The organism is Clostridioides sp. ZZV14-6150, assembly GCF_020657875.1.
Classification (GTDB): domain Bacteria; phylum Bacillota; class Clostridia; order Peptostreptococcales; family Peptostreptococcaceae; genus Clostridioides.
In genome coordinates, this window is sequence record NZ_JAGWDA010000006.1 from 144,014 (window position 1) to 157,505 (window position 13,492).

The 13,492-nt window shown below is 29.0% G+C and carries 17 protein-coding genes and 1 riboswitch; of the genes, 1 reads left to right on the forward strand and 16 read right to left on the reverse strand.

Going from position 1 to position 13,492, the window contains the following annotated elements; translation table 11 throughout:
* Window positions 1-10: 10 nt before the first annotated feature.
* The 3 genes from KGF41_RS09135 to KGF41_RS09145 all read right to left on the reverse strand — a co-directional run bounded on the left by KGF41_RS09135 (window position 11) and on the right by KGF41_RS09145 (window position 2,574).
* A complete protein-coding gene (locus KGF41_RS09135) occupies window positions 11-667 on the reverse strand; it encodes a methionine ABC transporter permease (protein ID WP_227432857.1) in 657 nt (218 codons plus the stop codon).
* Window positions 660-1,625, reverse strand: coding sequence for a methionine ABC transporter ATP-binding protein (locus tag KGF41_RS09140; RefSeq protein ID WP_227827353.1), 966 nt, complete (start codon window positions 1,623-1,625; stop codon window positions 660-662). The genes KGF41_RS09135 and KGF41_RS09140 overlap by 8 nt, the downstream gene beginning before the upstream one ends.
* 118 nt (window positions 1,626-1,743) lie before the next feature.
* Window positions 1,744-1,850: riboswitch (SAM riboswitch) on the reverse strand.
* A 124-nt stretch (window positions 1,851-1,974) separates the two neighbouring features.
* Window positions 1,975-2,574 carry a hypothetical protein gene (locus tag KGF41_RS09145; protein ID WP_227827352.1) on the reverse strand — a complete coding sequence of 200 codons (600 nt, stop codon included), beginning with the start codon at window positions 2,572-2,574 and terminating at the stop codon, window positions 1,975-1,977.
* Window positions 2,575-2,819: 245 nt separating this feature from the next.
* Between KGF41_RS09145 and KGF41_RS09150 the strand changes: the two genes are divergently transcribed.
* A complete protein-coding gene (locus KGF41_RS09150; RefSeq protein WP_227827351.1) occupies window positions 2,820-3,416 on the forward strand; it encodes a DUF3793 family protein in 597 nt (198 codons plus the stop codon).
* Between the two features lie 99 nt (window positions 3,417-3,515).
* On the opposite strand, the gene KGF41_RS09155 is transcribed toward KGF41_RS09150, so the two are convergent.
* The 13 genes from KGF41_RS09155 to KGF41_RS09215 all read right to left on the reverse strand — a co-directional run bounded on the left by KGF41_RS09155 (window position 3,516) and on the right by KGF41_RS09215 (window position 13,404).
* Window positions 3,516-4,478, reverse strand: a complete 963-nt coding sequence (locus KGF41_RS09155) for an NrtA/SsuA/CpmA family ABC transporter substrate-binding protein (RefSeq protein ID WP_255611362.1) — start codon at window positions 4,476-4,478, stop codon at window positions 3,516-3,518.
* 33 nt (window positions 4,479-4,511) lie between these two features.
* Window positions 4,512-5,243, reverse strand: coding sequence for an ABC transporter ATP-binding protein (locus KGF41_RS09160; protein ID WP_227827349.1), 732 nt, complete (start codon window positions 5,241-5,243; stop codon window positions 4,512-4,514).
* Window positions 5,236-6,006, reverse strand: a complete 771-nt coding sequence (locus KGF41_RS09165) for an ABC transporter permease (protein ID WP_227827348.1) — start codon at window positions 6,004-6,006, stop codon at window positions 5,236-5,238. Before KGF41_RS09165 ends, KGF41_RS09160 begins: the two co-directional genes overlap by 8 nt.
* A gap of 88 nt (window positions 6,007-6,094) precedes the next feature.
* On the reverse strand, window positions 6,095-6,805 hold the full coding sequence (locus KGF41_RS09170) for an AIM24 family protein (protein WP_227827347.1): 711 nt from the start codon (window positions 6,803-6,805) through the stop codon (window positions 6,095-6,097).
* 180 nt (window positions 6,806-6,985) lie between these two features.
* Window positions 6,986-7,138, reverse strand: a complete 153-nt coding sequence (locus tag KGF41_RS09175) for a FeoB-associated Cys-rich membrane protein (RefSeq protein WP_227827346.1) — start codon at window positions 7,136-7,138, stop codon at window positions 6,986-6,988.
* A 25-nt stretch (window positions 7,139-7,163) separates the two neighbouring features.
* Entirely contained in the window at window positions 7,164-9,320 is a 2,157-nt protein-coding gene (feoB, locus tag KGF41_RS09180; RefSeq protein WP_227827345.1) for a ferrous iron transport protein B, read from the reverse strand.
* Window positions 9,321-9,418: 98 nt separating this feature from the next.
* A complete protein-coding gene (locus KGF41_RS09185; protein ID WP_227432844.1) occupies window positions 9,419-9,640 on the reverse strand; it encodes a FeoA family protein in 222 nt (73 codons plus the stop codon).
* A 12-nt stretch (window positions 9,641-9,652) separates the two neighbouring features.
* Entirely contained in the window at window positions 9,653-9,862 is a 210-nt protein-coding gene (locus KGF41_RS09190; RefSeq protein ID WP_227827344.1) for a FeoA family protein, read from the reverse strand.
* A gap of 518 nt (window positions 9,863-10,380) precedes the next feature.
* Window positions 10,381-10,989 carry a dienelactone hydrolase family protein gene (locus KGF41_RS09195; RefSeq protein WP_227827343.1) on the reverse strand — a complete coding sequence of 203 codons (609 nt, stop codon included), beginning with the start codon at window positions 10,987-10,989 and terminating at the stop codon, window positions 10,381-10,383.
* Window positions 10,990-11,313: 324 nt separating this feature from the next.
* Complete coding sequence (locus tag KGF41_RS09200; RefSeq protein WP_227827482.1) at window positions 11,314-11,442, reverse strand: helix-turn-helix domain-containing protein; 129 nt, start codon at window positions 11,440-11,442, stop codon at window positions 11,314-11,316.
* Between the two features lie 121 nt (window positions 11,443-11,563).
* Window positions 11,564-12,169 (reverse strand): ABC-2 transporter permease, encoded by a 606-nt coding sequence (locus KGF41_RS09205; protein WP_227827342.1) that lies wholly within the window; start codon window positions 12,167-12,169, stop codon window positions 11,564-11,566.
* Window position 12,170: 1 nt separating this feature from the next.
* Window positions 12,171-13,025, reverse strand: coding sequence for an ABC transporter ATP-binding protein (locus tag KGF41_RS09210; protein WP_227841913.1), 855 nt, complete (start codon window positions 13,023-13,025; stop codon window positions 12,171-12,173).
* 4 nt (window positions 13,026-13,029) lie between these two features.
* The gene (locus tag KGF41_RS09215) at window positions 13,030-13,404 is read right to left on the reverse strand and encodes a GntR family transcriptional regulator (protein WP_227841244.1); all 375 of its coding nucleotides are present in this window, start codon (window positions 13,402-13,404) and stop codon (window positions 13,030-13,032) included.
* Window positions 13,405-13,492: the final 88 nt, after the last annotated feature.

The window sequence follows — 13,492 nt, forward strand, 5'->3', positions numbered from 1 at the left end:
ATTGATTAAATTATTTTAGTTTCTTATACGCTAGATTTCCTAAACCTTGTATTATTTGAACTAGTATTACAAGTGCTATTACTGTATAAACCATTACTGCTGTATCAAATCTTTGGTATCCATAAATAAGTGCTATATTACCTAGTCCACCAGCTCCTACTGCACCTGCCATAGCTGTATAACCAAGTATAGAAATTACTGACAATGTAATTCCAGATACAATTGAAGGCATTGCTTCTTTTATCATAACTTTAAATACTATTTGTTTTTTTGTAGCCCCAAAAGATTTGGCAGCTTCTATTAGTCCCTTATCAACTTCATTTAATGAACTTTCTATAATCCTAGCGATAAATGGTGCTGCACCAATAGTTATTGGTACTATTGCAGCAGTTTCTCCTATACTTGTTCCAACAATTAATCTTGTTATTGGAATCATTGCAACTATAAGTATCATAAACGGGAAACTTCTAAATATGTTTACTATAAATCCTAGTGCACTATTAATCGTGCTATTTGGTTTTAATCCATCTGGTTTTGTCACTACTAATATAATTGCTAGTATAAATCCTAATATTGTTGCCACTACAGTTGGTACTATGACCATATATAAAGTTTGTAGTAATGCATTTGGAAATAGTGTTGTTAAAAAATCAATTAGACTATTCATTTATCATTTCCTCCCATCTTATGTCCTTATCTGTAAGATACTGTTTTACTTTCTCTCCGCTTTTATCTGAAACATTTATAATAAGTGAACCTAAAATATCCTCTTTAAATTGTTCTAATTTCCCAAATATTATAGATACATCTATGTTTAACTCTCTTGCCATTGTTGTAATAATAGCATCATTAGAAATGTCTTTAGGGAATAGTATTTTTATATTTGTTCCTTTTGGTAAAATTATACTTTCTTCACCTATTAATTTTCTAAGTCCCTTAGTATTTCTCAAGAAAATTTCTTCTGTATCTCCTACTTCTAATACCTCTCCATTTTCCATTATTGCCACTCTTCCGCAAATTTGTTTTATAACTTCCATTTGATGAGTTACAACTATTATTGTTATTCCTAGGTTTTTGTTTATATCTTCAAGTAATGAAAGAATTGATTTTGTAGTATTTGGGTCTAGTGCTGAAGTTGCTTCATCACAAAGAAGTACTTGTGGGTTTAGTGCTAAAGCTCTAGCAATTGCAACTCTCTGTTTTTGACCACCACTTAAGTTTCTTGGTTTATCATTTTTCTTTTCAGATATACCAACCACTTCTAGTAACTCTAAAACTCTTTTTTTAATTTCTGCCTTTGTATATCCAAAACACTCTAAAGGTAATGCTACATTATCAAATACTGTTTTTCTTTCAAGTAATGAAAAGTGTTGAAAAATCATTCCTAACTCTTTTCTTAAATCCCTCATTTGCTTTTCATTTAATGACTTTACTTCCTTATCAGATACAAGCACACTACCTTCTTGATATTCTTCTAGCCCATTTATGCATCTAAGTAGTGTTGATTTTCCAGCACCACTATGACCTATTATCCCAAAGATTTCTCCAGATTCTATCTCAATACTTACATCTTTAAGTACTTGAGTCTTTCCATAATACTTATTAACATTTTTTATGCTAACCATAAAATTTCCTCCCCACATATTCTGCTCAATTTGTATGTTTATTTTTATTTATGTATTTTAAATTTGTATCTAACAAAATAAAAGCCTGAGTATAAACTCAGGCTTAAAAAGCTATTTATACTCATCTATCAACTATATCAGTTGCAGGATTTAGCACCAATGTATATAAAATATACTGGTTGCCGGGTTTCAAAGGGCCAGTCCCTCCACCACTCTTGATAAGACGTTATTTAATTTAATTCGATTATCATTTGTTGCTATGTTATATATAATATATTTATTAATAATATTTGTCAATAAATTTATTTAAAATTTTTATTTTTTATTATTCCTAATTAAAGATAAATAACTATTTTTTATTGTTTCCTGTTATTCCTAATCTATCATTCATATCTTTTATCATTTTTCTAAAACCACTACCTATATCATTTCCAACATCTTCTGTTCCATGAACTAATTTCATAAAGTCATTTTGACCTTTTTTCATATCTTCATCAGAGACTTTATCTAATTTTGCTAGTCTAGAATCTATATCCTTTACTAATCTTTCACCTTCAGTTATTAATTCATCGTTCATTTTCTTTAATTCGGCATCTTCTGTTTTACCATCTTTTTTAAGAGAAGCTACAAATGATTGTATTTTATCTCTACTGTCTTTATATGCAGCCTTTACATCACTTAAATATTTTTCATTTCCTGGATATTCTTTATCCTTAAACTGATTATTTATACTTTCTGGAGTATCATAAATAGAATATCTATTTAAACCTGCTATATAATCATTATAGCTTGTTGAATAATAATTCATATAGCCTTCATTGTTATTTACTGATTCGTTTGGATTTTTTCCTGCATTTTCATCTGGTTGTTCAGTTTTTTTAGTACATGCTGTCATACCTATAGCTAATACTAACGCAAGTCCTACAAATAAAGTTCTTTTTAATTTCATTTTTATTACCCTCCTAGATGTTTTATATTACAAAAAGTTTTAATAATTCTCTTTCTTACATTTAGTATTTCTATATTTTTATTTTTTATTTACTAAAATTAAACAATTTATAATTTATTTTTTGGGAAATTATAATAGATAAGTAATTAAATAAAAAAATATAATTTTATTATTGATATTGATTATCATTCATAGTATAATTTAATTAATTGATATTAGTTTTCATTTGAAGGAGGTTATCTTTTATGCATTGTTGCAATTCACAATTTTGTTGTAAGAATAAAATTGAATCATCATATATAAAATGGCTTTTAGAAGTTTTAGGTCCAGTTTTTTTAGGCTCTAAACCTGCTGAAATAATAAATATTTCATTTACTGACGTAAATAGAGAGGAAAAAATTAGTGATATTTACAAATATTTATATAAGTGTAAAAAGATAGATTTTATAGCTATTGATAAAGAAAAAAAAGGATTAAAAATATTATTTGTAAATAAAACTGCATTGTCAGAAAGATTAAAATGTAAAAAAACAGTAAATTTTTTGAAGTTTTTAGGATACAAACAAAATACTAATGTAAATGCTTATTTAGAGCATCTAGTTGAAAAACTTAAAACTGATACTTTTCCTGATGAAATAGGTATTTTTTTAGGATATCCCCTTAAAGATGTGATTGGATTTATGGGATATAGTAACTGTGAAGTTTCTATGATTAAATATTGGAAAGTTTACGGTGATCCAAAACAATCAGAAGACACATATTCTAAGTTTTTGCTTCATCGTAAAAAAATGAGAAAATTGCTTGACTACATAAGTGTAGATAAAATAGTAAGCTGTTTCTAATTAGATTTAATTCTATAAAATAATTAAAAATAAAAATACATCCTTTTTTATCATGTTATTACCACAATAACTTAAGGATGTATTTTCTATTTTAATATACTAATTTTGATTATATAACATATCTTTAATATTTATTTTCTTTTCTTGCATTCCATTAGACATCAAGAATTCTTGTGTATCCTCTAACTCTTTTATATCCTTATCTGTTATCTTAGAACTAAAATCATACCAAGAATACATTTCCTTTGTTTCATCTAAAGTTAAACCAACTTCTTTTGATACATCTTCCATTACCTTATCTTTATTTTCATCCATATATTTTAAAGTTTCTTCATGAACTTTCATAAATCTTTTTACTAATTCAGGATATTTTTGAGAAAAATCATCACTTACTGCAGTAACTATTATTCCACTAACTAAACCTTCTCCATTTACTATCATTTTGCTACCTGCATTTATTGTTTTTAGAGCTACTGGACCTGCAAGCATTGCAACATCAGCACTTTTACTTTCTAATGCAGAGGCAGCGCTAGGAATATCCATGTTTACATATTCAACATCATCTATAGTATAACCTTCCTTAGCAAGTGCAGCAATCAATAATTGATGAAGTATAGTCCCTTTTGGCCCTACAATTTTCTTACCTTTTAAATCTTTTATAGATTTGATATTTTCATTGTTAGTTATAAGCATATATCCTTTTGGTGATCTGCTATAGATATTTGTAATTTTAAGCCCAACTCCATTAGAAGCAGCTATTATAGCAGATGTTCCACCTAATGCATGCAAAAAGTCTAATTCTCCAGCAGCTAGTGCCTGAGTTTGTTCTGGGCCTGTTGTTAGTTCATGAAAATTAACTTTTATATTATCCTTTTTAAATTCCTTACCAAATGAATCATCCTTCTTTTCCAGTATACTTGGAACATTAAGTGGAGACTTTACATAGGTTAAATTTATTTCCTTAGGTAAACTAGTCTCTTTTTTTGTAGGAACATCTTTATTACCCTCTTCTTTTGTTGAACATCCCACAGTACCAACCAATACCATTACTAAAGATGTCATTACTGCTAAAATTTTTTTGTTTCTTTTAATCACTTAAAACTCCCCCAATTCCCTTAATATTTCTTTTTTTAAGCTTATATAATAGCTTTTAGTTAAATCTCTATTATATTCATCTTCGACACTAAATTGTTTAATCCCTTTATTTTTACTAAAAACAATTATTTTCTTTGCTATTTCCATAGCTTCTTCGATATTATGAGTTACAAATACTACCCCTTTTTTAGTATTTTTATGGATATTTACTACTTCTTTTTGCATTTTTCTTCTTGTAAAATAATCTAATGCAGCAAATGGTTCATCCATCAATAGAATATCTGGGTTAAAAGAAAGAGCTCTTGCAATACTTACTCTATGAGCCATTCCTCCTGAGAGCTCATTTGGATATGAGTTTTTAAACTTTTCAAGTTTCATCATCTTTAAATATCTATCTAAATCAACCTTATTTCTATTATTTTTTTCAGTATGTAAAAGTATATTTTCACTTACATTTAGCCATGGCATTAGTCTACTTTCTTGAAAAACAACCCCTACTTTTGGGATACACTTTTTATCATTATAAAAAAAATATACATTTCCACTAGTAGCACTTTCAAGACCTGCTAAAATTCTAAGCAAAGTTGTCTTCCCACAGCCACTTTCCCCTAATATAACCGTTATTTCTTCGCTAGATATACTCAATGATATATCATCAAGCACTAAATGTTCTTTATTATCAACTAAATACTTTTTATGTATATTCTCTAATAAAAATCCATTTCTAACCATTTAAATCAACCTGCTTCCCTTTGCTAAATTTTGCTATTGCCATTGAAAATAGATAATCTGAAAGTATACCTAAAAAACCAATAACAAAAATTCCAACCAGTACAATATCAGTTCTTGACATATCCTTACCATCAGAAATCAAGTATCCTAAACCAGAAGAAGCCGCAATAAGTTCTGCACCAATTATAGCTCTAAAGCTATACCCAAGACCTAGACTAAGTCCAACAATAATATCTAACATAGAATTAGGAATTATTATTTTGCAAAAAATTCTTTTCTTAGATAAATTAAAAGACTTTCCTACTTCGATTAATTTACTGTCACAATTTTTTATCCCTTTTAGCGTATTTAAAAATATTGGGAAAAACGATGCTAAAACTATAATTATAATTTTAGACTCTTCACCTATACCAAACCATAAAATCAGCATAGGTATTAAAGCTAGTGGAGGTGTACTTCTCATAAATTCAAATAGTGGCTTGAAATACTCATACATTTTTTTATTTACACCAAATACGATTCCAAGTGGTATTGCTATCAATGAACTTATTAAAAAACCTATAAATATCCTCTTAACACTAGCATAAACATTTAAAAAAATAGAACCATCATTTATCATTTTTATAAAAGTTTCGAAAACTCTTTCAGGTGGAGGCAAAATATAGCTACTCCATATACCTAAAACACATACAATTTTCCATAAAATTAAGATTAGTAAGAAAATGTAATATCCTTTAAACTTTTTATGAATTCTCTCCAGCATCTAAAACTCCTTTTTAATATACCTACCCCTGCTACCATTTTTATTCTTTAAATATATTTTAAATCACAATTAAAATGCACTATAAAAATTAATCTATGCCAATTCTTACTCCACCTGACCTCATTCTGTCAGAAGGTGTTGCATCTGTATTCAGACTAGACAATCTCTCCGATGGTTGTATAATAACTATTTGGCCAGGTTCAACAAACTCCATATGATAAGATTCCCCTGAAGTCTGACCAACAAAAGTTTTCCATGATAGTTTTGCTACTTTAGGATATGGTTCCCTTCCAGTCCATGCTACTAACGCATCTGGGTCAACACAACAAGGCCCTTCAAGTATCAGAGGGTTACCATCTGTTATTATGGCAATATCTTGATTTTGGCTTGTTTTATTTATTAAATGTGTAGTAAAAAGTCCTTTTTGAGATATTACTCCTGAACCAATTAATTTTACACTATAATCTAGTTGTTCTGAAAATGCTAATAAGTTTTCGCTCTCAACACAAATCGAGTCACCTGGGTCAATTGATATTACATCTACATGATAAGCATTTTGTGCTAGGTAAATTTCACCTTCACCTTCAACAACCATTATTGGCATTTGTTCTCCTGTCAATGACCTTTGAACATGTCCTAGTAATGCTCTACCTAAACCACCGCCATTGTTTGGGCCTAATATTAATTTTTCAAAGTTAAAATTTCCTTTAAATGCTACCATAGCACCTTTTTTAGCAAAAAATTTACCACTTCCTCTTGCTATACACATAAGTTCGTTTGTCACATCAAATTTAAACATAATAAACATTTATATTGCTGTATTTAGCAATAATCCCTCCTAATCATATATTTGTCTATAATTATACAGTAAAAATATAATATAGTCTAATTGACTTCAAATATGAAATTTATTATTTATATAAAAAATAAAAGCCTGATAATAAAGTAATTTAAACTTTTTATCAGACTCTTATTTTATCTATCTTTTAGTATCATGGCAACTCTTACTACTTGAGCATCCAGAACAACCACATCCACAACTACTGCCATTCTTTTTTTTGTTATTAACCATATGCATCACAGCCAATGCCATTAATATTACCACAATAGCTGCTATAACAAATGTAGCCATAATCATCACTCCTTATTTATATGAACTAATTTTTCATATAGCTCAAATTACCAATTTTATCTTTTTTTATTGTTCGATTTGAATAAGTTAAAACTCCAAATACTACAGCTATTGCTATAACTATAGATATTATTGCCCCAGCAATACTTCCACCAGTTCCTAAAAGTACACTTCCAACTTGATTGATAAGAAGAGCAACTATATAAGCTGTTAAAGTTTGGAATCCTAATGTAATCCATGTCCATTTCCATGAACCCATTTCTCTTTTTATAGCACCAATAGCTGCAAAACAAGGTGCACAAAGCATGTTAAATGCCATAAATGAAAATGCACTAACTACTGTAAACATACTTGCAACTGAACCAAGAAGTGTTGGGTCTTGTTCTGTTGCATCTGATATACCAAACAAAACACCAAATGTTCCAACTACATTTTCTTTTGCTACTAGACCTGTAACTGTTGCTACTGATGATTGCCAGTTTCCAAATCCAAGAGGCGCAAATATTGGTGCAACTATATTTCCTAGACTAGCCAATATACTATCTCCTGCATCTACCATTTGTAGTGACCAGTTAAATGATTGTAAGAACCATATTACTCCACAAGCAACAAATATAATTGTACCTGCTTTGATTATAAATGCTTTTCCTCTATCCCACATATGAATTAAAACACCTTTTGCACTAGGAACATGATATTGAGGTAGTTCCATAACAAATGGAGATGGTTCTCCAACAAATAAAGAAGTTCTTTTTAATATAATTCCACAAACAATTATCATTACAATTCCTAAGAAATACATTGATGGTGCTACCCATGAAGCCCCTCCAAACAGTGCTCCTGCAAATAAAGCTATTATTGGAATTTTAGCTCCACATGGAATAAATGTAGTCAACATGATAGTCATTTTTCTGTCTCTATCATTTTCTATAGTACGAGTTGACATAACACCTGGAACTCCACAACCTGAACTTATAAGCATTGGTATAAATGACTTTCCTGAAAGACCAAACTTACGGAAGATTCTATCCATTATAAAAGCCACACGTGACATGTATCCACAATCTTCAAGTATTGATAATAGTAAAAATAAAAGCATGATTTGTGGCACAAATCCTAATACAGCTCCAACTCCACCAATTAAGCCATCAACTACAAGACCTTGTAACCAATCAGCTACATTTACGGAAGCTAGGAAATTACTTACATTACCTTGAATAATTTCTCCAAACAATACATCATTTGTCCAATCAGTTGCTATAGCACCCAATGAACTTACTGCTATGTAGTAAACTCCCCACATTATAAGTGCAAAAATAGGTAGTGCTAATATACGGTTTGTTACAATCTTATCTATTTTATCTGAGACAGTTTCTTTACCTTTTCTATTTTTCTTTATTATGCTTGAAATTATTGAACTGATAAATTCATAACGATTTGCTGTGATTATACTTTCACTATCATCATCCAATTCATCTTCACAGCTTCTAGTTATTTCTTCTATATCATTTAATATTCCTTTAGAAATATCAAGCTTTTGTATAACATTTTCATCTCTTTCAAATAACTTGATCGCTAACCAACGTGTTTCCATATCTATATATGGAGTTTTTTCCTCTATTATCTTTTCGATTTTTTCTATTGCTCCTTTGCTTTCATCAACAAAAGGTAACTTAAAATCTAATTTATTGTTACAACTTGCAATTTCAATTGCTTTTTGAGCAGCTTCCATAATTCCTTGCCCTTTAACAGCTGTTACTTCTACTACAGGGCAACCTATAACCTCTGATAATTTTTTAATATTTATCTTATCTCCATTTTTCTTAACAACATCCATCATGTTAAGAGCTATAACAGTAGGTATACCTAATTCCAAAACCTGAGTTGTTAAATATAAATTTCTCTCTATATTTGATGCATCTACAATATTTATTACTGCATCTGGTTTATCATCAAGCATAAAATTACGTGTAACAACTTCCTCTAATGTATATGGTGATAGAGAATAAATCCCTGGTAAATCTACTATTTCTACATCTTTATTTCCTTTTAATTTTCCACCTTTTTTTTCAACTGTTACTCCTGGCCAGTTACCAACATATTGCGATGAACCTGTAAGTCCATTAAACATTGTTGTCTTGCCACAATTAGGATTTCCTATGAGACCTATTTTTATTGACATTTCCATTCCCTCCATTAATATTTAGATACATAATTATTTTTGATACAGAAAATCATTCTCACTATATAATTGCATTAACCCTACTATAATTAAGTTTATTATTCCACAATAATTTTTTCTGCATCTGATTTACGAATTGACAGTTCATAATCTCTAACTGTTATTTCAATTGGGTCTCCAAGAGGAGCTACTTTTCTCACAAACACATCAACACCCCTTGTAATCCCCATATCCATTATACGTCTTCGTGTAGCTCCTTCTCCTTCTAATTTTTTAACTTTTACAGTTTCCCCACACTTAATATCCTTTAGCTTGTTCATGTTACTACCTCCCTATATTATTATCCTACTTGCCATTTTTTTATCTAATGCAATTCTAGTATCCTTTACATCTATTATCAAATTGCCCTCTATCTTAGAAATTATTTTAACATTTGTTCCTACTACAAATCCTATGCTATTTAAAAAGGTTCTTGTCTTATCACTTCCTGAAATCTTCTTTATAACTACTTCTTCTCCTATATTTGATAATACTAATGGCATATGATTTTCCTCCTCCTTATACTAATTTAAATTTATGTGTAGACTTTTCATTCTATTTAAATTCTAGTATCTTATTTTTAAGTTGTGACTCATTAAAATGATTACCTATTTTTTTCCTTCTTTTTACAATTCTTAATTTTGATTTAAGTCTATCACAATAGTATAAGTTTTGCAAGTGATTATTGTATTCTTTTGATTTTTTTTCTCAATTAAGCTTCTTCCTCATATAAATATTATTCATTTTAGCATAATTTCTATAAAATAAAGATGCTTTTAGATAGTATCTTTGACTATCTAAAAGCACCTTTATTTTTCATCTATTCTATATTTATTTATATATTTAATTCTTCTTTAGAAACATTTTTTATTATTACTTTCATCTTTTTCTGTAAAAAATGCTCTATCTAATTTTAAAATATCAATAGACAAATATATTTTGACATACTCTTTTCTTCTATGCATGAGTGTGTTACAAACAAAAAATTTTTAAATTCTCTTATAAGTAATTATAGTCTCTATTAACTTGAATGTTTAGATAGAAACTCCATTTGTTGAAGATTAAATGTTTGTGCATGAGTATTAGAATAATTTTTTGAATATGTATCAATAAAACCATGATTTGCCTCTGCAATTTCAATTTGAATGTTTTGTTTTTTAACAAGTTGAGAGGCAACAAAATCAACATCAAATGAATCGTATTTTGCAAATACCAATAAAACAGGACATTTTGGAATTACATCTATATAATCTCTAATTCGAGAACCATAACAGCAAATTATTCCATCACACAATGAATTTTCACTGCATCTCCATGCAATTGTTGCACCTACACTATACCCAATAACGAATACATGCTTATATTTTAATTTTAAATCATTTATAAGTTTTTCTACTTTTTCATAAATATTAAATCCTATATTAGTTATAAAAAAATTATATGCATCTTGGGATTTTAAATAAGAAAAAACTTTCCCACTACCCAAAAGTTCAGGACAGAATACATCATATCCATCTTGATAGTATTTTTGACAAATATCCTTTATAAAGTTATTAATTCCATAAATTTCATGTAGCACTACAATAGCTATCTTACTTTTATGTGTATACTTAATCAGTTTATCCACCACCTTTATTAAACAGTCAATATTTTTATACTTAGTTTAATGTATTCCTATATGTATGTCAATTTACTGTTTTAGAATCTAATTTACTCTTTAATTCCATATTTTTATATTTGAATACTTCCTATTAGCTTTAATTGACCTAAGGGAAATTCCTAATACCCTAAAAAAAGCACTCATTTTACCACGATTGAATGAGCCTTGACATGACGATAAAGAGACAAGGAAGATAGCACAAAAGCTGTACATTTCCCTTTCTTCATTCATACAACTAGACTATTTTACTTTGATTTCAAACATAAAAATAGCTTTTATCATCTGTGTATGAATTTATCCTTTTAGTTCTTCATCAACTTGCATATTGACCGAACCACTCTCATTGTAACACGGACGTAGGCATAATTTGGATATATAAGTGTTATAGAATTTCAAAATTTCCTTGATTGCTTTTTCATCAATCTGACGATATGCTCAAAAGAAGATAACCTCGTGTTTATTCACCTTTTAAGATTGTTTCATATCTCTTTTTTTAAAACTTTCATAGCAGTTATATCTCCCTAACTTCATCATTGCCATTATATCAAATATCTTTAGTTGATACATGTTTGCAAACCAGACACCATGAAATTATAAATATAATAATCGAAACTAGAATACTTATTGCCATTGACAAAGTACCGTTATCAATCAATTTACTCATGCCGAATACAAATCCTGCTGCAAGTGGATATGCTATTATTGCACCAACCACACTTTTTTCTTCATCAAGTAAATAAAAGCATGGAAGCATAATTCCGCCAGAAAAGAATGTCATAACTATACTCAAGCATGTAAACAATGGCAAAAATCTAAAATTCATATCATTTATAACAAAAGATACCATTGTACTGAAAATTATTCCAAACACTATGCCAAGCAAACATAGTAGCACATACATAAGATATTTACTGCTTATAATTGTTCTTTTAGGTGTTGGAAATGTTACAGCTGTTTTTAACCAACCACATTTTTTGTCAATATTAATTATCGTTGCTACACTCATACCTAGTACAGTTGTTGCTATAACAATCAAAACTTGTGGAGTTGCAAAAAAAGATACTCCAAACCCAATAACAGCAAAAGTAATCAGTAGTGTAATAATTGATGACTTGATAATGTAATAATCTTTTAAAAGCAAACCTTTCATACTATTTATCCCCCTTTACATACATAAGCATAATTTCATCTATACTCGCTGGTACAATCATAATTTTCGGATATTTTCTTTCTGTCTGCTGCCTATTAGAAATCAATATTTGCCATTCATAATCTTGTTTTCTATATGCAATAATATCAGCTTTATCTATTTCATTAAATTGCTTTGAATTACATTTTATAATTCCATATTTTTCTAATAACTCGTCTTTTGGTTTTGAAAATAATACTTTTCCTTTATGTATGAATACAATATAATCTGCAATTTTTTCTAAATCACTGGTAATATGAGATGAAACCAATATTGAGTGTTCTTCATCTTGAATAAAATCTAAAAACATTTCTAAAATATCATCTCTTATTATTGGGTCAAGACCACTTGTAGCCTCATCAAGAATTAGCAATTTTGAATTATGAGATAATGCTACCGAAATAGAATACTTCATTTTCATTCCTTTAGAATACTCTTTAAGTTTTTTATTAACTGGAAGTTCAAATTTATTAAGTAGTTCTAAATATTTTTGGCTATCCCATTCTTTGTAAATGTTTTGAAATACCTTTCCTAACTTTTTAGGAGTTAAACTGTCTGGATAATTACTTCCGTCAAAAACAACACCTATATGTTCTTTTGTTTCGGCATTTACACTTTTTCCGTTAAATACAGATACTTCTCCTTGTTCGGTAACAGTCAATCCTAGAATAGCATTGATTGTAGTGCTTTTTCCAGCACCATTTTCGCCAATCAGACCTACGATACTTCCTTGTGGTACTTTAAAAGAAATGTTATCCAGTTTAAAATCCTTGTATTGTTTCGTTATTCCTTTAAGCTCTAATGCAATTTTTTCCATAGTATCATTCCTCCTCGTACAATAATGTTAATAGCAATTGTAATTTATTAAGTTTAATTCCACTTACTTTAGCTATTTCAATGGCTTCTGAAAAATGGCTTTCTATTTTTTTCTGTTGTTCTTCTAAATAAAAATCTTGATTTTGAGCAGAAACAAAGCACCCCTTTCCAGCCGTTGTTTCTATAAAACCGTCTGTTTGAAGTACATCATAAGACTTTTGTACTGTCAAAACACTTATATGCAGAGATTTAGCCAGCCCTCTTATGGATGGCAAAGCTTCTCCAGCTTTCAATTCTCCATTGATAATCAGTGCTTTTATCTGTGAAGAAATTTGTTCATAAATAGGAACACTAGCATGATTATTGATAAATATTTCCACTATTTTCCTCCTTTCGTATTATACTGTATTACTTATGCAAGTACAGTATAATACGAAATAGTACAGTTGTCAATAAATAAAAGACTTG

Bases quoted from the DNA above. Each gene is read 5' to 3' on its own strand.
- KGF41_RS09145 (WP_227827352.1), bottom strand. From the start codon at position 2,574: ATGAAATTAAAAAGAACTTTATTTGTAGGACTTGCGTTAGTATTAGCT.
- KGF41_RS09135 (WP_227432857.1), bottom strand. From the start codon at position 667: ATGAATAGTCTAATTGATTTTTTAACAACACTATTTCCAAATGCATTA.
- KGF41_RS09165 (WP_227827348.1), bottom strand. From the start codon at position 6,006: ATGCTGGAGAGAATTCATAAAAAGTTTAAAGGATATTACATTTTCTTA.
- KGF41_RS09155 (WP_255611362.1), bottom strand. From the start codon at position 4,478: ATGACATCTTTAGTAATGGTATTGGTTGGTACTGTGGGATGTTCAACA.
- KGF41_RS09160 (WP_227827349.1), bottom strand. From the start codon at position 5,243: ATGGTTAGAAATGGATTTTTATTAGAGAATATACATAAAAAGTATTTA.
- KGF41_RS09140 (WP_227827353.1), bottom strand. From the start codon at position 1,625: ATGGTTAGCATAAAAAATGTTAATAAGTATTATGGAAAGACTCAAGTA.
- KGF41_RS09150 (WP_227827351.1), top strand. From the start codon at position 2,820: ATGCATTGTTGCAATTCACAATTTTGTTGTAAGAATAAAATTGAATCA.
- feoB (WP_227827345.1), bottom strand. From the start codon at position 9,320: ATGTCAATAAAAATAGGTCTCATAGGAAATCCTAATTGTGGCAAGACA.
- KGF41_RS09205 (WP_227827342.1), bottom strand. From the start codon at position 12,169: ATGAAAGGTTTGCTTTTAAAAGATTATTACATTATCAAGTCATCAATT.
- KGF41_RS09190 (WP_227827344.1), bottom strand. From the start codon at position 9,862: ATGCCATTAGTATTATCAAATATAGGAGAAGAAGTAGTTATAAAGAAG.
- KGF41_RS09185 (WP_227432844.1), bottom strand. From the start codon at position 9,640: ATGAACAAGCTAAAGGATATTAAGTGTGGGGAAACTGTAAAAGTTAAA.
- KGF41_RS09175 (WP_227827346.1), bottom strand. From the start codon at position 7,138: ATGGCTACATTTGTTATAGCAGCTATTGTGGTAATATTAATGGCATTG.
- KGF41_RS09170 (WP_227827347.1), bottom strand. From the start codon at position 6,805: ATGTTTAAATTTGATGTGACAAACGAACTTATGTGTATAGCAAGAGGA.
- KGF41_RS09210 (WP_227841913.1), bottom strand. From the start codon at position 13,025: ATGGAAAAAATTGCATTAGAGCTTAAAGGAATAACGAAACAATACAAG.